14 protein-coding genes are annotated in these 18,724 nt (G+C 73.5%); 6 read left to right on the top strand and 8 right to left on the bottom strand.

Annotation, left to right across the window (positions count from 1 at the left end; translation table 11 throughout):
• Nucleotides 1–13: 13 nt before the first annotated feature.
• The gene (locus tag D476_RS0111660; protein WP_017624131.1) at nt 14–775 is read right to left on the bottom strand and encodes an RDD family protein; all 762 of its coding nucleotides are present in this window, start codon (nt 773–775) and stop codon (nt 14–16) included.
• 136 nt (nt 776–911) lie between these two features.
• Entirely contained in the window at nt 912–3,017 is a 2,106-nt protein-coding gene (locus tag D476_RS0111655) for a DNA gyrase/topoisomerase IV subunit B (RefSeq protein ID WP_017624130.1), read from the bottom strand.
• 419 nt (nt 3,018–3,436) lie between these two features.
• Here D476_RS0111655 and D476_RS0111650 point away from each other — a divergent pair, with 419 nt between their 5' ends.
• Complete coding sequence (locus D476_RS0111650; RefSeq protein WP_017624129.1) at nt 3,437–3,667, top strand: DUF7455 domain-containing protein; 231 nt, start codon at nt 3,437–3,439, stop codon at nt 3,665–3,667.
• Nucleotides 3,668–3,802: 135 nt separating this feature from the next.
• Here the strand turns inward: D476_RS0111650 and D476_RS0111645 are convergent, their stop codons facing one another.
• Nucleotides 3,803–4,528: a GNAT family N-acetyltransferase gene (locus D476_RS0111645; RefSeq protein ID WP_017624128.1), complete on the bottom strand. Its 726-nt coding sequence runs from the start codon at nt 4,526–4,528 to the stop codon at nt 3,803–3,805.
• Nucleotides 4,529–4,635: 107 nt separating this feature from the next.
• Between D476_RS0111645 and D476_RS0111640 the strand changes: the two genes are divergently transcribed.
• The 3 genes from D476_RS0111640 to yaaA are packed head-to-tail and all read left to right on the top strand — an operon-like array spanning nt 4,636 to nt 6,084.
• Nucleotides 4,636–4,851, top strand: a complete 216-nt coding sequence (locus D476_RS0111640; protein WP_017624127.1) for a type II toxin-antitoxin system VapB family antitoxin — start codon at nt 4,636–4,638, stop codon at nt 4,849–4,851.
• Nucleotides 4,848–5,276 carry a PIN domain nuclease gene (locus tag D476_RS0111635; protein WP_017624126.1) on the top strand — a complete coding sequence of 143 codons (429 nt, stop codon included), beginning with the start codon at nt 4,848–4,850 and terminating at the stop codon, nt 5,274–5,276. Before D476_RS0111640 ends, D476_RS0111635 begins: the two co-directional genes overlap by 4 nt.
• Before the next feature lie 10 nt (nt 5,277–5,286).
• Nucleotides 5,287–6,084, top strand: a complete 798-nt coding sequence (gene yaaA, locus D476_RS0111630; protein WP_017624125.1) for a peroxide stress protein YaaA — start codon at nt 5,287–5,289, stop codon at nt 6,082–6,084.
• A 382-nt stretch (nt 6,085–6,466) separates the two neighbouring features.
• On the opposite strand, the gene D476_RS0111625 is transcribed toward yaaA, so the two are convergent.
• Nucleotides 6,467–8,179, bottom strand: coding sequence for an RNA polymerase sigma factor (locus D476_RS0111625; protein WP_152529322.1), 1,713 nt, complete (start codon nt 8,177–8,179; stop codon nt 6,467–6,469).
• 351 nt (nt 8,180–8,530) lie between these two features.
• Nucleotides 8,531–10,555: a SpoIIE family protein phosphatase gene (locus D476_RS0111620; protein WP_051061712.1), complete on the bottom strand. Its 2,025-nt coding sequence runs from the start codon at nt 10,553–10,555 to the stop codon at nt 8,531–8,533.
• A gap of 554 nt (nt 10,556–11,109) precedes the next feature.
• On the opposite strand from D476_RS0111620, the gene D476_RS0111615 reads away from it, so the two are divergent.
• Nucleotides 11,110–11,367 (top strand): hypothetical protein, encoded by a 258-nt coding sequence (locus D476_RS0111615; RefSeq protein WP_017624122.1) that lies wholly within the window; start codon nt 11,110–11,112, stop codon nt 11,365–11,367.
• Nucleotides 11,368–11,700: 333 nt separating this feature from the next.
• On the top strand, nt 11,701–13,482 hold the full coding sequence (locus tag D476_RS0111610; protein ID WP_017624121.1) for a hypothetical protein: 1,782 nt from the start codon (nt 11,701–11,703) through the stop codon (nt 13,480–13,482).
• A 100-nt stretch (nt 13,483–13,582) separates the two neighbouring features.
• Here the strand turns inward: D476_RS0111610 and D476_RS0111605 are convergent, their stop codons facing one another.
• The 3 genes from D476_RS0111605 to D476_RS0111595 form a co-directional block, all read right to left on the bottom strand.
• Nucleotides 13,583–14,362, bottom strand: coding sequence for a tyrosine-protein phosphatase (locus tag D476_RS0111605; RefSeq protein ID WP_017624120.1), 780 nt, complete (start codon nt 14,360–14,362; stop codon nt 13,583–13,585).
• An 81-nt stretch (nt 14,363–14,443) separates the two neighbouring features.
• The gene (locus D476_RS0111600; RefSeq protein WP_017624119.1) at nt 14,444–15,166 is read right to left on the bottom strand and encodes a nucleotidyltransferase family protein; all 723 of its coding nucleotides are present in this window, start codon (nt 15,164–15,166) and stop codon (nt 14,444–14,446) included.
• A 97-nt stretch (nt 15,167–15,263) separates the two neighbouring features.
• The gene (locus D476_RS0111595) at nt 15,264–17,744 is read right to left on the bottom strand and encodes an AAA family ATPase (protein ID WP_017624118.1); all 2,481 of its coding nucleotides are present in this window, start codon (nt 17,742–17,744) and stop codon (nt 15,264–15,266) included.
• Between the last annotated feature and the right edge of the window lie 980 nt (nt 17,745–18,724).

Here is an 18,724-nt window from a genome sequence, read left to right as displayed (position 1 = left end):
GCCCCCGCCCGCCTCAGGCGCGCACCACGTAGGCCTTGGCGAGCATGTCGCCCACCCGCTGGTTGCCCTCGCTGGCCAGGATGACGACCAGGCCCACCAGGCCGTAGAAGATGCCGTCCACGATCAGCAGGATCCAGCGGATGAAGTGCTGCATCATGGTGGCCTCGGAGCCGTCGGCGGAGACGACCCGCAGGCCCAGCATCTTCATCCCCAGCGTCTGGCCTCCGGCCTTCGCGGGCCAGATCACCCAGTAGCCGATGTAGATGAGCACCCACAGCACGATCACCAGGAGGGTGAGGAACACGGCCAGACCGGGGTTGCTGGGCGACCCGTCCGGCTCGGTCGGCGTGAAGGCCAGCGGCAGGAGCACGATCATGGCCGCGAACGGGATGATCGACGACAGGATGCCGTCGATGATGTACTGCCCCACCCGGCGCCCCACCACGTCGACGTCGCCGGGGACGCCTCCCGCGGCCGCGGGAGGGCCGTAGCCGCCGTAGCCCTGCGGAGCCCGGCCGGGCGCCCCGTAGGCCGGCTGCCCGGCCCCGTACCCGGGCTGTCCGGGCTGTTGCGGGCCGCCGGGGGACTGCGCACCGTGGCCGGGCGGCTCCTGGGCCCACTGCTGGGGCTGCTGCGGCCCGGACGGGCCGCCATAGGGGTTCTGCCCGCCCGGAGGCGGGGAGCCGGGCGGCGGCCCACCGCCCTGCCCGGGCCCACCGCCCTGCGGCGGCCGGTCCTGGCCCCCCGGTTCCGGATACTGCTGTCCGTCGCTCATCGCTCACCGTCGCTTCGCGTTCGCCCCGCCCGGGTCCGGGCGCGTTGCGTGACTTACGGTGATTCAAACACACCCGAGCGTCAGGATTGCGGATCCGCGCCGAGGGCGGGCGCATCCCCTCGGGACGGCGGAGGGCTCAGGCGTCGATGCGGTCCGGGTCCAGCTCCTGGGCGCCGTCGGCGATGAACTTGCGGCGCGGGGCGACCTCGTTGCCCATCAGCAGGTCGAACACCTTCGCCGCCTCTTCGGCGTGCTCCACCCGGATGCGGCGCAGGGTGCGGTGGCGCGGGTCCATCGTGGTCTCGGCGAGCTGGTCGGCGTCCATCTCGCCCAGGCCCTTGTACCGCTGCACCGGCTCCTTCCAGGTCTTGCCCTTCTTCTCCAGCTCCAGCAGCGTCCGCTGCAGCTCGGCGTCGGAGTAGGTGTAGATGTAGCGGTCCTCGGGCTTGGCGCCGCGCTTCTTGCGCACGTTGGTCAGCTCGATCCGGTGCAGCGGCGGCACCGCCGCGTACACCCGCCCGGCCTCCAGCATCGGGCGCATGTAGCGGTAGAACAGCGTCAGCAGCAGGCAGCGGATGTGCGCGCCGTCCACGTCGGCGTCGGCCATCAGGATGACCCGGCCGTAGCGGGCGGCGTCCAGGTCGAAGGTGCGGCCCGAGCCCGCGCCGATGACCTGCAGGATGGCCGCGCACTCGGCGTTCTTGAGCATGTCCCCCACCGAGGACTTCTGCACGTTGAGGATCTTGCCGCGGATCGGCAGCAGCGCCTGGAACTCCGAGTCGCGGGCCAGCTTGGCGGTGCCCAGGGCCGAGTCGCCCTCGACGATGAACAGCTCGCTGCGGTCCAGCCCCTCGCTGCGGCAGTCCACCAGCTTGGCCGGGAGCGCCGAGCTCTCCAGCGCGTTCTTGCGGCGCTGGGTCTCCCGCTGCTGGCGGGCGGCCAGGCGGGCCTTTGCCGCGTTGACGGCCTTCTCCAGCACCGTGCGGGCCTGCTGCTTCTCGGCGCGCTTCGTGGAGGCCAGGAAGTCCTTCAGCTCCTTGGCGACCACCTGGGACACGATGCGCGAGGCCGCCGAGGTGCCCAGGATCTCCTTGGTCTGGCCCTCGAACTGCGGCTCGGGCAGGCGCACCGTCACCACGGCGGTCAGGCCTTCGAGGACGTCCTCCTTGGTGACGGCGTCGTCGTTGGCCTTGAGCAGCTTGGTGGCGCGGAGCTGGTCGTTGACCACCCGCACCAGCGCGCGCTCGAACCCGGCCATGTGCGTGCCGCCCTTGGGGGTGGCGATCACATTGACGAAGGAGCGCAGGGTGGAGTCGTAGCCGGTCCCCCACCGGAGCGCCACGTCCACGTCGAGGGTGCGCTCGACGTCGGTGGGCGTCATGTGGCCCATCTCGTCCAGGACGGGCACCGTCTCGGTGAAGTGGCCCTGGCCCTGGAAGCGCAGCACCGAGCAGATCGGCTCGTCGGGGGCGAGGAAGGAGCAGAACTCGCCGATCCCGCCGTCGAAGCGGAACTCCTCCACGAAGGGGGGCTCGCCCTCGGTGCGCTCGTCGCGCACGGCGATGGTCAGCCCCGGGATGAGGAAGGCCGTCTGGCGCGCCCGGTCCAGCAGCGCCTCACGGGCGATGTCGGCCTCCTTGAGGAAGATCTGCCGGTCGGCCCAGAACCGCACGCGCGTGCCGGTGGCGCTCTTGGCGATCTTCTTGCCCTTGTGCAGGCCGGAGGCGGCCGAGAAGGCGGCGTCGGGCCCGGCCTCCTCGAAGGTGCCGGGGATGCCCCGGCGGAAGCTCATGGAGTGGGTGCGCCCGTCCCGGTCGACCTCCACATCCAGGCGGGCCGACAGGGCGTTGACCACCGAGGCGCCCACGCCGTGCAGGCCGCCGGAGGCGGTGTAGGAGCCCGACCCGAACTTGCCCCCGGCGTGCAGCTTGGTCATCACCAGCTCCACGCCGGACAGCCCGGACTTGGGCTCGGCGTCCACGGGGATGCCGCGGCCGTCGTCGCGCACCTCCACCGACCCGTCGGCGTGCAGCACCACGTCGATGCGCGAGCAGAACCCGCCGAGGGCCTCGTCGACCGAGTTGTCGATGATCTCCCACATGCAGTGGGTGAGCCCGCGGCTGTCGGTCGAGCCGATGTACATGCCGGGGCGCTTGCGGACCGCCTCCAGGCCTTCCAGGACCGAAAGATGCCGTGCGGAGTAATCCTCGGGCTCGTGGACGGCGGCGGTAAGGGCGGTCACCTGGACGTCTCCTGCTTCGTCGGACAGGGCACGCGGGCGCCCGGTGGGGCGTCGCGTGCGCGGGGCGCGGGGCGGGCGGGGAGGCCTCTCCCCGCCGGCGCCGGGGCTCGGGTCAGCCTATCCGCGCGCGGGGACATCGCCGGGCCGACCTCCTCGGACCGGCCTCCCCCCGACCGCGGCGGTGCGGCGGGGCGCGTGCGGGCGGCGGCGCGCGGCCGGGCCCAAGCGACATTACCACCTCTCTACCACGGGGCTCCGGCCGCGCCATCGCCCGCCCCGCACGGCGTGTCGCCGGTCCGCATCCCGGCCCGCGGCCCGTCCGATTCCGCTGTCGGCGTACAGAAGACCTGGTTGGGAACGTCAGGGGCCGGTTAGGTGTTGTGCTGAGGTGACTAACGCCGAGCATTGAGGAAGGCGAAGTGACTGGAACCCTTGCCCCCACTCAGCCGCTGACGGCCGCGGACCGCTGCGACCGCTGCGGTGCGCAGGCCTACGTCCGGGTGCTTCTCAACTCCGGCGGCGAGTTGCTGTTCTGCGCGCACCACATGCGCGAGCACGACGACGAGATCCGCAAGATCGCCGCTGAGATCCAGGACGAGACCAGCCGGCTGCAGGAGACCCCGGCCACGACCCCCGATGAGGAGCGTTAGGAACTCCCGACCCCTGGCAGAACCGAGGCGGCGGCCCGAGTGGGCCGCCGCCTCGGTGCCGTTCCAGGGGCACTGCGTCTCCCGAGGCACTGCGTACCGTGTCCGTCCGTGTCCGCCGCGTGGGCGCGGCGGGGCTCAGTCCGGAGCGACCCGGTAGCGGTAGCCGCCCGCACCGGTGAACCCGGCCCGCTCGTAGGCGCGCACGGCGGCGGCGTTGTCGGCCTCGACCACCAGGTATGCCTCCCGGGCGCCCTTGGCGTGCGCCCAGGCGAGCAGGGCGTCCATGATGCGGCCCGCACGGCCCCGTCCGCGCTCGGCGGGCACCGTGCCCATGGTGTAGATCCCGCAGCGGCCGCCGCCGACGATCACGCTCCCCCGCGCGGCGCCGTCCGCGTCCACGGCGTACCCGACGACGGGCGCGCGGCCGAGGATGCGCAGTACGCCTCGGGTGCGGTCTGGGCCCTCGCCGACGGAGTCGGCCACGGCGCGCCACCGCTCGTCGGGCGCGGGGAGCACGTCGATGCCCTCGGGCTGCGCCGGGGCGGAGCCGAGGGGACGTGTCATCAGGAGCGTGCGCTGCTCGGCCTGGTAGCCGCGCGCGTCGAGTTCGGCGTCGACACGGGCGATGAGGGCGCCGTCGGCCCCGGGGTCGCCGCTCCACACCTGGACGCAGGGGGTGATGCCGCGCTCGCGGTAGAACCCCTCCATGGCCTCGATGCGGGGCTCGGGGCCGACGGGGAGCGCGGAATTGGCGCGACGGGTGATCCCGGCGTCCGCGCCGAGCCGCCACCCGTCCCGCACCTCGACCTCGGCCGCTGACCAGTCCTCGGCCAGCCGCGCCGCCCATGTGCCGATGGTCATGCACGCTCCCAAAAGCTCTGCCGCTGCAACCCTCTGGAGGATATACTCAAGAGTGCGTTAAATATACGCATTGGGGTGCGATCCCTCCCGGAACGGAAGGAACAGACATGACGAAGATCCTGGTCGACATCGACGACGAGGCACTGGAGGCCGCTGCCAAGCGCTTCGGCACCAAGACCAAGAAGGACACCGTCAACACCGCGCTGCGGCGCGCCAACGAGGACTATGAGCGGGCGGAGGCGTTGGCAGGCCTCAAGGCACTCGCGGACGAGGGCGGACTCGACTTGGAGCTCCTGAACGACAAGAGCAACTACCGCCGATGAGCCCGGCTGTCTTCCTCATCGACACCAGCGCTCTCAACCGCCTGGTCCAAGGGCTGGAGAATCCCGAGCTCCGCTCGTGGATCGAGAACGTCGACAAGGCGCTCATCGCGATCTCTCCGATCACTGAGCTGGAGTTCCTCCACAGCGCGCGATCGGGCAAGGACAGGAGGAAGGCCGTCTCGTTCCTCAACTCCGCACTCCTACCGGCCACGCTGGACGAGGAGCAAGCCCGGCGTGCCTTCGAGGTTCAGCGGATCCTGACAGAGAACGGGGAGCACAGAAGCGCCGGGACCGTCGATCTGCTGGTCGCTGCCTGCGCGGAGCTCAGCGGACTGACGTTGCTGCACTACGATCGGGACTTCGAGACCATCGCGAAGCACACCGGGCAGTCCATGTCATGGCTGGCACCGCCCGGTTCGCTGTGAGAGGGAGCCCATGCTCATCCTGCTGCCCCCGTCCGAAGGCAAGGCGACCGAGGGGGACGGCCCCGCGCTGGACCTCGCCGAGCTGTCGCTGCCCGAGGTGAACGGGGCGCGGGAGGCGGTCCTGGAGTCCCTGGAGGCCCTGTGCTCCGGCCCCCGCGAGCGGGCCATGGAGGTCCTCGGCCTCACCCCGGGGCAGGCCGACGCCGTCGACCGGAACCTTGCGCTGCGCGCGTCGCCCACACTGCCCGCCGCCCGGCTGTACACCGGTGTGCTCTACGACAACCTGCGCCTGGGCGAGCTGCTGGAGGGACCGACGGCGGCGCGCACGCGAGAGTCCGTGCTGGTCTTCTCCGGGCTGTGGGGCGCGGTGGGGATCGGCGACCCGCTGCCGCCGTACCGCCTGTCGATGGGCGTCAAGCTGCCGCCCATGGGCGCCCTGGGGACCTTCTGGCGCTCGCACCTGGCCGACCCGGTGGCCAAGCGCGCGGAGGGGCGGCTCATCGTCGACTGCCGCTCGTCGACGTACGCAGCGGCGTTCAAGCCCTCCGGGGAGGTCGCCGACCACACGGCCTCCGTGCGGGTGCTGAAGGAGACCGTGAAGGGCGGCGAGGTGAAGCGCAGCGTGGTGAGCCACATGGCCAAGGCCACGCGCGGGGCGATCGCCCACACCCTGCTCTCCGAGGGACGGGCGCCGGAGACGCAGGCCGAGCTGGCCGAGGCCCTTAACGACCTGGGGCACACCGCCGAGCTGACCACCCCGGCCAAGGCGGGGCGCCCGTCGACGCTGGACGTGGTCATCCGCGACTGAGGGGCGGCGGGGCGCCCCGTCCCGAAACGCCTTCAGGCCCGTGAGCGGTGCTCTCGGGCCTGTTCTCCGCCGGGGGCCGCCGGGGACGCCGGGGAACGGCGTCCGCCGCGCAGGGGTGCCGAGCGTAACGAAGGCGTATCGACGCTTTATCCCGTCCATACGCCCTCTCCGCGAGGATCATGACCGGCAAGATGCTGGATCGGATGACGGACGCGAACGACATCCGCCTCTGCGGAGCGCACCGCGGCGCCCTGTTCCCGGGCCTCGCCACACCGGGGGCGGGGACGCGCGGTCCGCGGGCGCACCGCCGGGGCCGACGGCGCCGCGGGCGCCGACCGGGGTGAACGGTCGGCGCCCGCGGGGCCGCATTCCTCAGACGAGGTCAGTCCAGGTAGTCGCGCAGCACCTGGGACCGCGACGGGTGCCGCAGCTTGGACATCGTCTTGCTCTCTATCTGTCGGATCCGCTCGCGCGTGACCCCGTAGACCTTCCCGATCTCGTCGAGGGTCTTGGGCTGGCCGTCGGTCAGGCCGAACCGCATGGAGACCACGCCCGCCTCGCGCTCGGACAGGGTGTCGAGCACCGAGTGGAGCTGCTCCTGCAGCAGGGTGAAGCTGACCGCCTCGCCCGGCTGGATGGCCTCGGAGTCCTCGATGAGGTCGCCGAACTCGCTGTCGCCGTCCTCGCCCAGCGGGGTGTGCAGGGAGATCGGCTCGCGGCCGTACTTCTGCACCTCCACGACCTTCTCCGGGGTCATGTCGAGCTCCTTGGCGAGCTCCTCCGGAGTGGGCTCGCGGCCCAGGTCCTGCAGCATCTGGCGCTGCACGCGGGCCAGCTTGTTGATGACCTCCACCATGTGCACCGGGATGCGGATGGTCCGCGCCTGGTCGGCCATCGCGCGCGTGATGGCCTGGCGGATCCACCAGGTGGCGTAGGTGGAGAACTTGAAGCCCTTGGTGTAGTCGAACTTCTCGACCGCGCGGATCAGGCCCAGGTTGCCCTCCTGGATCAGGTCCAGGAAGAGCATGCCGCGCCCGGTGTAGCGCTTGGCCAGCGACACGACCAGCCGGAGGTTGGCCTCCAGCAGGTGCTTCTTGGCGCGGGCGCCGTCACCGGCGATCCACTCCAGCTCGTCGAGGAACTCGTCGCTGAGGACGTCGCGCTCCTCGGCGAGCTTCTCCTCGGCGAACAGGCCGGCCTCGATCCGCTTGGCGAGCTCGACCTCCTGCTCGGCGTTGAGCAGCGCCACGTTGCCGATCTGCTTGAGGTAGTCCTTGACCGGGTCGGCGGTGGCGCCGGCCGCCACCACCTGCGCGGCGGGGGCGTCGTCGTCATCGTCGTAGAGGACGAAGGCCTCGTCCTCGGAGGTGTTGGCCGCCGCCTTCTCGGGGATGCCGACGACCTCGGGCTTGCCCCCGGCGGCGGCGATCGGCCCGCCGACCGGCTCGGGCTTGTCCTCGGTGTCCTCGACCAGCTCCAGCTCGGCGCCGGTGTCCTCGATCTCCTCGGAGTCGGCGACCTCGAGGTCGAGGTCGTCGCCGCCGTCCTCGGCGACCTCCAGCGCGGGCTCGTCCTTCTTCTTGGCCCCGCCCTTGGCCGCCGCCTTCTTGGCCGGGGCCTCGGCCTTGGCCTCCGGCTTGGCGGCGGGCTTCTTGGCGGCCGCCTTCTTCGCCGGGCGCGCGGGGGCCTCCTCGGCCTCGGCGGCCCGCTTGCGCGGGGCGGCCTCGGCGGCGCCGGAGTCCACGACCGCGGTCACCGTCTCGGGCTGCTCCTGCGCGGCGGCGGCGCGCCGCGTGGTGCGGGAGGCCGAACCGGAGGCGGGGGCCGCCGAGGACTCGGCCGACGAGGAGGACGCGGACGCGGAGGAGGACCGGGTGGACGTCTTCTTCGGGGCCGCGTTCTTGCGGCGCGCGGACTTGCGGCGCGAGGGCGCGGACTCCTCGGCGCCGACGACGAGGGTCACGCCCTCCTTGGTCAGGCTGCGCAGCACGGCCTGGGCCTGGGACATCGGGATGTCGGCCTCTTCGAAGGCACGGCGCACGTCCTCGGGCTCAAGGTACCCCTGGGACCGCCCACGCTCGATCAGCTGCTGGATGACGGGCTCTTGCAGCGACTCCGGCTGTTTAGAGCGGGTCGAACTGGCAGGTGACACAAACACCTCTCGAACGGACGTGTGGCGAGATTGCTGGACCCGGCGGTCCGAAGACCTGTGGGAGGCGGAGCCACCGCCCCCCGGCTGTTGCCCGGGATCGTCCCCGCCCGCGAGGCGGGGTTGCCGATTCCCTATCAGCGTATGCGCCCTCTCTAGCGTTTGGGCCCATCCGCTCGGTAGGATTTTTCTCCGCGGCCGCACGGATCCCATCCCACCGTCGGGTCCTGACCCCACCCCCCGCGTGAGCGGGGTTGATGGTTCCTCCACCTTAGGTGTCGGACTTGTTCTTACGGTCTACGCCTCCGGTGCGGCCTCGATCACCGGGAGGTGGACGGCGAGCAGTGTGACGTCGTCGTCCTGCTCATACCCTGCGAGCATGCCCTCCACAAGGTACTGGAGCATGTGCTGTGGATCCCCCACCACCTCCGGCGGCGCCTGAGACGCAACGGTGACCAATTCTTCCAGCCCGGACGCGACGGACCGCCTCCGGTTCTCAACAAGTCCATCGGAGTAGAGCACCACGGTGTTACCGGGTTGGACGAAAAACTTGTGGTGGCCCCGCTCGGCCCGCACACCCAGGGGCGTGTCGGGCTCGGTCTCCAGCAGCCACGGCTCGGTGCTCTCGGTGACCACCAGGGGCGGCAGGTGCCCGGCGTTGCTCAGGTCGATCTGCCCGGTCTCCGGGTCGAGCACGAAGTACACCAGCGTGGTCACCTGGTCGGCGCCCTCGGTGGCGTCGAACATGCGGTCCAGGCCGGTGAGCACGTCGGCGGGCTCGGGCATGCTGAACGCCAGCGCCCGCAGCGCGTTGCGCACCCGGCTCATCCCGGTGGCGGCCTTGATGCCCTTGCCCATGACGTCGCCCAGCACCCCGGCCACGCGGCCGTCGGGCAGCGGGAAGGCGTCGTACCAGTCGCCGCCGACCTGCACGTGCTGGGTGCCCGAACGGTAGAAGGCGCGCATCCGCACGCCCTGCACCTCCGGCAGGTCCTCGGGCAGGAGGCTGGCCTGCAGCGCCTCGGCGGTGCGGTGCTCGCGCTCGAAGAGCTTGGCCCGCTCCAGCGCCAGGGCGCACTGGCCGGCCAGCGCCTCCAGGAAGACCTTCTCCTCGTCGGGCACGTCGCGCGCCGCGGCGTAGGAGAAGCCCAGGGCGCCGATCGGTTTGCCGCCGCTGAGCAGCGGCAGCGCGGCCCACGCCCGCTCGCCGGGGGCGGGCTCGTCCGCGGCGGCCTCGTGCTCTTCCTCCTCCAGCAGCGCGCGCAGCTCCCCGGGCCCTCCGGCGAAGCGCGGGCGCTGGTCGCGCACGGACAGCCCCATCAGGGCGTCCTGCCCGGCCCCGGCGGCGCGGCCGCGCTCGGGCACCCCGGACTCGCCGATCACCCGCAGCCGGGTGCGGCCGTCGTCCAGCTCGGCGACGCGGGTGCGGTCGGCGCCCACGGCCGAGCGGCCGATCTCCGCCATGGCCTGCACGACCTCGGCGACGGTGAGCGCCTCGGCCAGGTCGGCGGTGGCCTTCTGCAACCGCACGGTGCGCAGGGCCGCCTCGCCGAGCTGCTGGGTGAGGCGCTGGCGCATCTCGTCGCCCTCGTGCTGGGTGGTCACGTCGGTGTTGTGGCCGACCCACTCGGAGGCCGTCCCCTCGCCGATCAGCAGCGCGCGGGAGCGGAAGTGGCGGTGGTCGCCGGAGCGGGTGCGCACCCGGAAGGTCTCGTCGAACAGGGTGCGGTCGGCGACCGCGTCGTCCCAGGCGCGCTCCACCCGCGGACGGTCGTCGGGGTGGACCGCGTCCAGCCAGCCCCGGCCCCGGTACTCCTCCTCCGACTGCCCGGTGACGGCGCGCCACTCCGGGCAGTCCTCGGTGATCAGGCCGTCGGTGCACGCGGTCCACACCACCTGGTTGGTGGCGGCCAGCAGCGCCCGGTAGCGCTCTTCGGTGCGGCGGCGCCCGTTCTTCTCGCCCAGGTCGACGGCGATCAGCGCCACCCCGTCGACGTCGCCGGCGCCGTCGTGCACCGGAAACCAGGACAGCGCCCAGTGGCCGCCGTCCCCGGCCGCGGGGAAGCGGTGCTCGCCGCACAGGTCGCGGTCGCCGGTGATGACCGCCGCCAGGGCGGTCTCGTGCGCGGCGGCGTCGGCCGGGCCGAGCACGTCGGCGGGGCGCAGCCCGAGGCAGTCCTGCTCGTCGACCCCGTAGACCGCGGCCAGGGCCGGGTTGACCCGCTGGAAGCGGCAGGAGGAGTCGAAGAGCGCGAAGCCGATCGGGGCTTCCTTGAGGATCGTGTCCAGCAGCGCCGAGTCGGAGGGGCCGAGTCCGGACATGCGAGGGAGCGGAACGGACGTCTCGGTGCTCACCAGTGACACCTCCGGGGGTCCTTCCCCCGTTGGACGGGGGCTCGCGCGCGCGAGCGCCGGAAAACACGTGCACATCTGATCCGGCCGCGCCGCGCTCGGTGGCGGACGGGGCGGGCGGCCCCGCCCGAGGGGCGGCGCGGCTCGGTCGCCGCCACCGCCACAGCATAAGCCACATCACTCCGACGGGCCGGACGGCGACGGAAAGTCGGGGGACGGCAGAGGACAGATGATACGCCGTCCCATTTCTCCCCGCCTTCCCCCGCCGGTTTTTCGGCCCCCCTTTTTTCGCCGCGTCCCGTGGGCCCCCCGCACGCCGCGGTGGCGGGGGCCGTCGTATCGGTTCCGGCCGCCACGTCCGAAACCCCTCCTCCCGGCCCGCACCCCGCGCGCCCCACCGGTTCGCCCGCAGGGATTAAAGGCTGGGCAAGGTCTGCCCCGACGGGTCTTGACACTGCTTCCCGCGCGGATGAAATGGATGGTGGTCACCGTCCGACCACCGCCGGCGAGAGGCGTGAGCGAGGATGCTCCAGACTTTTCCCGCGACCGGGCTGCAACACGTCGCCCGGCGCCTGAACGACGAGTTCGGCTCCCTGTCCCCGAGATTCGTGGAGCGCTGCGTCTGTGACGCCTGGAACTGCGCCGAGCACCTCGGCTTCCAGGCGACCCCGGTCCTTGTGGAACGGGTCGCCCGGGAACGGCTCCAGGCCATGGTGATGTCCCAGCCACCGTCGGGGCGGCCGGTGCCGCCGCGCCTTCCCGACCACGACACCTTCGGCTGAACCGGCCGCGGCGCCTCAGGGGACGGGCGCCGCCCCGGCGGACACGGACGGCGCCGCGTTCCGACGGCGCCACCACGGCTCCCAGCGGCCACCATCCGCCGCCTCTTCGGCGTTCACACACGTTTCCTGCGGAATTTCGCCGGAATTCGCATGAGATCCGCGCCGATGCCCCCGACGCCTCCACCGCCGCCCGCGGACGTCGGACGTCCCGCCTTTCCGCGGTCCTGTTCATCGGCGGCGTGCGGCCGCGGCACGTGCCATAGGCTCGGGCAGGTGTCCGTACCTCCCCTTCCCCCGGGCTCCGGAGCCGCCCCGGAGCCGGTCTTCGACGAGATGCTGCGGGTGGCCCGTGCCCTGCTGGCGATGCGCGACCCGCTCGACGCCGAGCTCGCGCTGAGCCGGATGCTGGGCGCCTGGTGGGGCCGGAGCATGCCGGGGATGAGCGGGGAGGACGTCGAGCGCCACCTGGGCGAGGGGCTGATCGCGCGCGCCACCGCCGCGCGGAGCCCGGCCGGGCTGGCGCTGCTGTCCGGGATCGCCGCGCTCGGTCCGACCGAGCACCGCCGGGAGCTGGCCCGGCAGGGGATGCTGGCCCTGTCCGACCAGGGGATGGCGCTGCCCTCGTGGGTGCGGGAGCTGGGCGCGGCCGAGCCGGTGGCGGCGTACCGGTCCGGGGACCGGTTCGGCGACGCCGACGAGGTGGTGTGCACCTTCCGGCGCGCGAACGAGGCGGAGGACCCGGAGGAGGACGCGGCGGCCGCGGGCCGGGCACCGGAGGGCGAGGGCTCCGGGGAGCCCGGGGGACCCGCGGCGCCCGGAGCGTCCGGGAGGCCCGACACCCCCGGTGAACCGGACGAGGCCTCGGCGACCCACGCCCTCATCGCCGTCATCGACCACAACGCGGGCGGGGTGCTGCGGGACGCCTGGGTGACCAGCAAGGTGGGCCGCCTGCTGGAGCACGCCCGCTCCGAGGCGGGGCGCAACCCGATGGCGGTCTTCACCCGGATCTCGCCGGGCCGGGCGCGCACCCTGCTGGAGGCGGCGCTGCGGCGCACCGACCGGGTCGTCGCGGGCGGCACGGGGCGCCCGGCGCGGCTCACCGCCGCCCGGCGCGACGACCTGCTCGGCGGGTCGCTCAGCTCGGTGCACGCGCTGCTGCGGTCGCGGATGCGGGCCCTGCCCCGGGAGGGGCGCCCCGCACCGGAGCCGGTGTGGCGGCGCGACGACCGGGCCACCCTCGCGGCGCGGTTCCTGGCCTCGGAGACCGCCGCTGAGCTGTCCGACTCCTATGCCGCCAGCCGGTGCGTGGACCACATCATCGCCTACGGGTGCGACGTGGACGGCGGGCGCCCGCTGCGGGTGAGCCCGCGCAAGGTGGAGGCGTTCCTGCTGACGTGGCTTCCGCGGCGTGTGGTGCTGCTGCGCGAGGAGTGCGAGGCGATGCCGCACGTGCTGGGCGCGTGGATCCGCTGGGCAGGGCCCCGGTGGGGGCTGCCCGAACCGGCGGTCGGGGCCGCACTGGACGCGCTGTGGGAGGCGATCGGGCCGTTCACCGAGACCTACCGGGACCCGGCCGAGTCCCTCGGGCTGGGCCGCCGCGAGGTCCGCAGGCTGCTGCCGGACGGGGACCTCGAGGCGCTGCCGCGCCGCATGTTCGCCTTCCCGCTGCTGGCGGGCGACCTGCTGGACGACGCGGAGGGGACGTTCGACCCGTCGACCCCGCAGGGGCGGCGGGCGCTGCTCAAACTCGACCACTTCGGCGAGATCGACGACCCCGAGGGGCGCCCGCGCGGCCGCCACTCGGTCGACGGCGGGAGGACCGGGGCCCACCGCCGCGCCGCCTCGGGGGCGGGCCGGATCGGGGCGCGGCGTTCCGGCCGGGCTTCGGAGCGGGATTCGGACCGCGCCGCCGCCGAGGCGGAGCTGGCCGCCCACGAGCGGCTGGCCGAACGGCTGTGGGACGGCGACCCCCCGGAACTGTGGGCGGCGGCGCAACGCCTCCTGGACCGGGGGGAGAGCCGCCCGGCGGTCCTGCGGGCGCTGATCACCGCCATGGAGGCGGCCGACCGGTCGAGCTGCCCGGACGCCCTGGTCAGCCGGTTGAACGAGCTGTAGCCGGTCCGAGGGGGCGCCACCGTCCGCGCTCGTTCCGCCCTCCCGGGCATTCCCCTGCAACCACAGCGGACGCGTCGGACTCGGCGGGCGCCGCGGGCGCTCAACCCTCCAGCATGCGCTCGCGCAGAGTACTCACGAGGTCCGGGGCCAGCTTCAACCCCTTGGAGACATAGGCGTCGAAGGTCCCGTAGGCCCGCTCCACCTCGGCGAAGGCCTCCGCCAGGTACTCCTCGCGCACCTGGATGATCGGCTCCAGCAGGTCGCCGTCGACGCCGTTGCGCTCGGCCTGGCGGCGCATCGCCCGGCGCAGGCGGTCCATGCGGGGGTTGCTGGCCAGGTAGTCCTCGAACACGGTCTCCCGGTCCACGCCCAGCAGGGTCAGCAGCAGCGCCGCGCCCCAGCCGGTGCGGTCCTTCCCGGCGGTGCAGTGGAACACCGCGGCGGTCGGTCCGGTCGCGGCGCGGCGGACCAGCTCCGAGTAGGCGGCGTTGGCGTCCGGCTCGGTCACCAGGACCCGGTTGACCTCCAGCATGAACGCGGCCGCTCCCCCGCCGCCCAGCGCCTCGGCGGCCGCCCGCGGGTCGGTCAGCAGGCGCTCCAGGTCACCGCCGGTGGAGTGGTTGCCCTGCACGTCGAGCACGGCGTACTCGGCGCCGTCGGGCACCCGGTCGGGCTCGGCGGTGCGCTCGTGCGCGGTGCGCAGGTCGAGCACCTGGCGCAGCCCGAGCCGGGACAGCGCGGCGAAGTCCCCGTCGTCCACCCGGGCCAGGGCGTCGGCGCGGTACAGCAGGCCGCGGCGCACGGCGGCGCCGTCGGCCGCGCGGTAGCCGCCGAGGTCGCGGAGGTTGGGGAGGGTGGCGAGGGCGGAGTCGTTCGTCATCGGGGCCGAGCCTACCTTCCGGTCTGTCGGCCCTCCCCCACCGGGGCGGGAGCCGGGCGGGGGCCGGTGCGGGGGCGGGGGTCAGCCCTTGCGCGCGAGCAGCTCCGTGATCTGCTCGCCGGCCTCCTTGACGTCCTTCACGGTGTCGACGCCGCGCCAGAAGCCGTCGATCCGGTAGCCCGCCAGGCGCTTCTCCTCGGCCAGGCGCGGGAAGGTGGTCGACTCGTGGTCGCCCTTGACCGGCAGCAGCTCGGTGGCGGCCGCCTCGAAGATGTACACCCCGGCGTTGATCCAGAACGGCAGCATGGGGCTCTGCGTGAAGCCCCCGATGGTGCCGTCCTCGTCCACCTCCACGATGCCCCAGCTGGTCTGGTACTGGGCCAGGGCCAGACTGGCCATGGCGCCCTTGTCCCGGTGGAAGGCGGTGAACTCGTCCAGCGGGAACCAGGTGAGCACGTCCCCGTTGAGCCCGAAGTAGGGGGCGGCCTTGTCGCGCAGCCCGGTGGCGGCGAAGCGCAGCGCGCCGCCGCGCCCGAGCGGCTCGTCCTCCACCAGCAGGGTGACGTCCGGGCCCTCGGTGCGCAGGGACAGGTGCTCGCGCAGCACGTCGGCCTTGTAGCCGCAGGACACCACGGCGTGCTCGACCCCGTGGCCGGCCAGCCACTCCAACTGGTAGTCGATGATGGGCCGCCCGGCGACCTCGACCATCGCCTTGGGGCGGGTGTCGGTGTACGGGCGCAGGCGCGTGGCCTGGCCCCCGGCGAGGATGACGGCTTCCCGGATCGGAGCGCTGGGTGCGTTCATGGAGCGGACACTAGCAGGGCCCGCGGCGGCTCGGCGGGGCCGCAGAGGGGCGCCGCGAGACACCACGGGGCGCCGCGGGGCGCCGCGGGGCCGCTCGTCACCGCTGGGTGATCTCCTCGTAGGCCGAGCGCAGGTCGGCACTGGTCACCCGGGTGAGCTCCTCGGCGGTGGCGGCCTCGCCCAGTTCCTCGGCCACCCTCAGGTCGCGGTGCGAGCAGGCCTTCTCGTACAGCGAGCGGGCGAAGCGGCCGTTGCCCAGCTCGTCGATCCACCCCTCCTCGCACACGTAGCCGAAGATGCTGCGCAGGTCCTCGCGCGCCTCCTCGTCGAAGGAGTCGCCGGTGCGGGCCGCCACGGTGTCGGCGATCGCCGACAGCTCGTCGGGCGTGTAGCTGGGAAAGCCCACCCGCACGTTGAAGCGCGAGGCCAGGCCCGCGTTGCTGGCCAGGAAGCGGTCCATCTCCCTGGGGTATCCGGCGAGCACGATCACCAGGCGGGAGCGGTCGTCCTCGGCCCGTTTGAGCAGCGTCTGGATGGCCTCGGAGCCGAACGCGTCGCCGCCGCTGTAGCCCGGGTTGGCCAGGGCGTAGGCCTCGTCGACGAACAGTACCCCGCCCAGGGCGCGGTCGACGAGCTTGTTGGTCTTGATGGCGGTGGCGCCCAGGTGCTCGCCGACCAGGTCCGAGCGCTGGGCCTCGACGACCTCGGCGCGGGTGAGCAGGCCCAGGGCCGCGAAGACCCGGCCCAGCACCCGCGCGACGCTGGTCTTGCCGGTGCCGGGCGGGCCGGAGAAGACGAAGTGCCGCATGGGCGGCTGGGTGGGCAGCCCCTGCTCCTCGCGCAGCCGGACCACGCGGAGCTGGGCGGCGATCGAGCGGACCTGCCGTTTGACCGGCTCCAGGCCGATCATCTCGTCCAGCTCGGCCAGCGCCCCCTCCAGGTCGGGGGCGTCGCCGAAGCCGGGGAGGCGGGCGGTGAGCCCCTCGTAGGCGGTGGCGATGTCGGGCTCGCGCACGGTCACCAGGTCGTCCGGGCTGGGGGTGTCGGCGTCGCCGGAGGTGACCACCCGCACGTCGCGCGCCTCGGCGGCCTTCTCCACCAGGGAGCGGGCGAAGCGGCCGTTGCCCAGCTCGTCGACGGCGCCGCGCTGCTCGACCTCCTCCAGGCGGCGCCGGAGCCCGGGCAGCGCGTCGGGGTCGAGCAGGTCGCCGCGGGCGGCGAACAGGTGCTCGCAGATGCGGCGCAGCTCTTCGCAGGAGTAGCTGGGGAAGGTCACCCGGGTGGAGAAGCGCGAGGCGAGGCCGGGGTTGGAGGCGAGGAAGCGGTCCATCTCGTCCTCGTATCCGGCGAGGATGACGACGAGGCGGTCGCGGTCGTCCTCGGCCCGCTTGAGCAGGGTCTGCACGGCCTCGCTGCCGAACCGGTCGGGCTGCCCGTCGCCCTCGTTGACCAGGGAGTAGGCCTCGTCGATGAAGAGCACCCCGCCCAGGGCGCTGTCCACCAGGGCGTTGGTCTTGATGGCGGTGGCGCCCAGGTACTCGCCGACCAGGTCGGCCCGCTGGGCCTCCACCACGCGGGCGGAGGGCAGCAGCCCGAAGGAGTGGAAGACGGTGGCGAGGGTGCGGGCGACGCTGGTCTTGCCGGTGCCGGGCGGGCCGGAGAAGACCAGGTGGCGCAGGGGCTTGTCGACGGCGTACCCGGCGTCGGCGCGCAGGCGGGCGGCCTCGATGGAGGCGGCGATGGCCCGCACCTGCTGTTTGACCGGGTCCAGGCCGATCATGTTCTCCAGGCGGGCCAGGGCCTCGTCGACCGGGACGGGCTCGTCGTCGTCCGGACCCGCGCCGGTGTCCCGGGCGGCGGGGGCGGGGCGGGCGCCGTGGGCGCGGACGGACCGGAGGTCGGGTGCCGCGCCGGGCGCGGCGCCCGCGGCGCCGCCCCGGCCCGACGCGCCGGGACCGCCGGGGCCCCTGGAACCGGCCGGACCGCCGGGGCCTCCGCCCACCTGCACCATGCCCCGGCGCAGCCGGTAGGCGGCCACGGCGCGCCAGACCAGCGCCGCGGCGGCCGCGCAGGCGGCGGTGAGCGGGCCGAGCGCGGGCGGGGCGCCGCCCGCGATCATCCCGGCGAGCCCGGTGCCCATGCCCGCGATGAGGGCGACGAGCAGGGCCAGCAGGGTGGTGTGCCAGGCGGGGAACTCGCGGATGCGGGAGGCGGCCAGGGAGACCAGCAGGGGGATGAGGGGGAGCAGGAGGAGGACCGAGCGGTCGGCGACGGGGATGGGGATCTGCAGCAGTAAGAAGGCGACGACCAGCCAGGCGATGCTCACCAGGGTGGTGGCGACGGCGTCGGAGGAGTGCATGAGGGCGGCGCCGAGGGCCAGCAGGGTCACGGCCGCGGCGATCCCGGCCAGGACCGGGACGCCCGCGATGAAGGCGGTGATCCCGGCGACGGCGACCACGACCAGCCCCGCGGTCCAGCGCGTCTTGGGCGGCCGGGCGTGGTAGGCGGCCCGGGCGCGTTCCAGGGGGGATCCAGCCGTCCCGGTGCGGACCGAGCGGGACCGGTCTTCGCGCGGCATACCCGTGCCTCCCTCATCCCGTCGCCTCCGCGGTCCGTCCCATACTGCCGCGAATGCCGGGGGCGGGAGAACAGCCCGCCCCGCCCCTCCCCGGCGTGTCGCCGGTCGGCGGGCCGGGACCGACCCACCTGACAGGCGCCGGGTCACGTGCGGTGAGGGGGTGTGAGCACCGACGGAAGGTTCCGCCCCGCGGAAGGCGGCGACGCCGGACGGCGGGTTCCCCACACGAACGCGGGTCCCCCACACGAACAACGTGGTCCCCGACACCGGGGCGGCCACTAAGGCGGCGTTGTCGGGCGGCGGGCGCGTCCGTGGTCGAGGTGACGGGCAGCGACGGAGCCGGCAGGTACCCCACGAGCGGCTCTGGCCGAGCGGCGGGCCTCCCGGATGTGGGGTGGAAGGCGGCGACGACGGCGCGTGCCCCTTCCCGCTAGCACTGTCGGCCGCCGGGCGTGTGCGTAGTCGCCGTTGATGGCGGCGACGGCCAGAGCCGAGCGGCTCCCAAGCGCCGCCTGCCGTCCGGCAGGTCCCTCGCGGTCCAGGTCGCGGCGGCCCAGCAGGCACCCCACTCCGTGACCCCAGCCGTCCCCCCGAGGTGCGGGGTGGAAGGCAGCGACGACGGCCCGTGCCCCTTCCCGCTAGCGCTGTCGGCTGAGCGGCGTGCGCGTGCTCGCCGTAATCGGCGGCGACGGCCAGAGCGGGGCTCCTTCCCGGCGCTGCTTGCCGGGCGGCGGGCCCTCGCGGTCCGGGAGGGGCGGCGCGGCACCGGGGTTCGCGCTCTTCGACACCCGGGGCGCCCCTCTCGCCTGCACCACACCACCCGGCAATGCCGTGACCAGGGCAAATACTCCGCGTTAGGTGCGGTCGGGGCCGGGAAGCGCACCCAACGACGTTCCCAGCGGCCCCGGGGTGACGAAGAGCGCGATTCCAGAACAAGTTCTAGGAGCGGAATGCCCTGTTCGTACCCGATCGGGGTGTTC

The sequence above is a fragment of the Nocardiopsis chromatogenes YIM 90109 genome (genome assembly GCF_000341185.1).
Lineage (GTDB): Bacteria > Actinomycetota > Actinomycetes > Streptosporangiales > Streptosporangiaceae > Nocardiopsis_A > Nocardiopsis_A chromatogenes.
Note: the sequence above shows the minus strand (reverse complement) of the source record. Positions and strands in the feature narration are given on the sequence as shown.

What these genes read in the sequence shown, in the direction of transcription:
- D476_RS0111660 (WP_017624131.1), bottom strand. Translation starts at nt 775, where the DNA reads ATGAGCGACGGACAGCAGTATCCGGAACCGGGGGGCCAGGACCGGCCG.
- D476_RS0111645 (WP_017624128.1), bottom strand. Translation starts at nt 4,528, where the DNA reads ATGACCATCGGCACATGGGCGGCGCGGCTGGCCGAGGACTGGTCAGCG.
- D476_RS0111640 (WP_017624127.1), top strand. Translation starts at nt 4,636, where the DNA reads ATGACGAAGATCCTGGTCGACATCGACGACGAGGCACTGGAGGCCGCT.
- D476_RS0111635 (WP_017624126.1), top strand. Translation starts at nt 4,848, where the DNA reads ATGAGCCCGGCTGTCTTCCTCATCGACACCAGCGCTCTCAACCGCCTG.
- yaaA (WP_017624125.1), top strand. Translation starts at nt 5,287, where the DNA reads ATGCTCATCCTGCTGCCCCCGTCCGAAGGCAAGGCGACCGAGGGGGAC.
- D476_RS0111620 (WP_051061712.1), bottom strand. Translation starts at nt 10,555, where the DNA reads ATGTCCGGACTCGGCCCCTCCGACTCGGCGCTGCTGGACACGATCCTC.
- D476_RS0111615 (WP_017624122.1), top strand. Translation starts at nt 11,110, where the DNA reads ATGCTCCAGACTTTTCCCGCGACCGGGCTGCAACACGTCGCCCGGCGC.
- D476_RS0111610 (WP_017624121.1), top strand. Translation starts at nt 11,701, where the DNA reads ATGCTGCGGGTGGCCCGTGCCCTGCTGGCGATGCGCGACCCGCTCGAC.
- D476_RS0111605 (WP_017624120.1), bottom strand. Translation starts at nt 14,362, where the DNA reads ATGACGAACGACTCCGCCCTCGCCACCCTCCCCAACCTCCGCGACCTC.
- D476_RS0111600 (WP_017624119.1), bottom strand. Translation starts at nt 15,166, where the DNA reads ATGAACGCACCCAGCGCTCCGATCCGGGAAGCCGTCATCCTCGCCGGG.
- D476_RS0111595 (WP_017624118.1), bottom strand. Translation starts at nt 17,744, where the DNA reads ATGCCGCGCGAAGACCGGTCCCGCTCGGTCCGCACCGGGACGGCTGGA.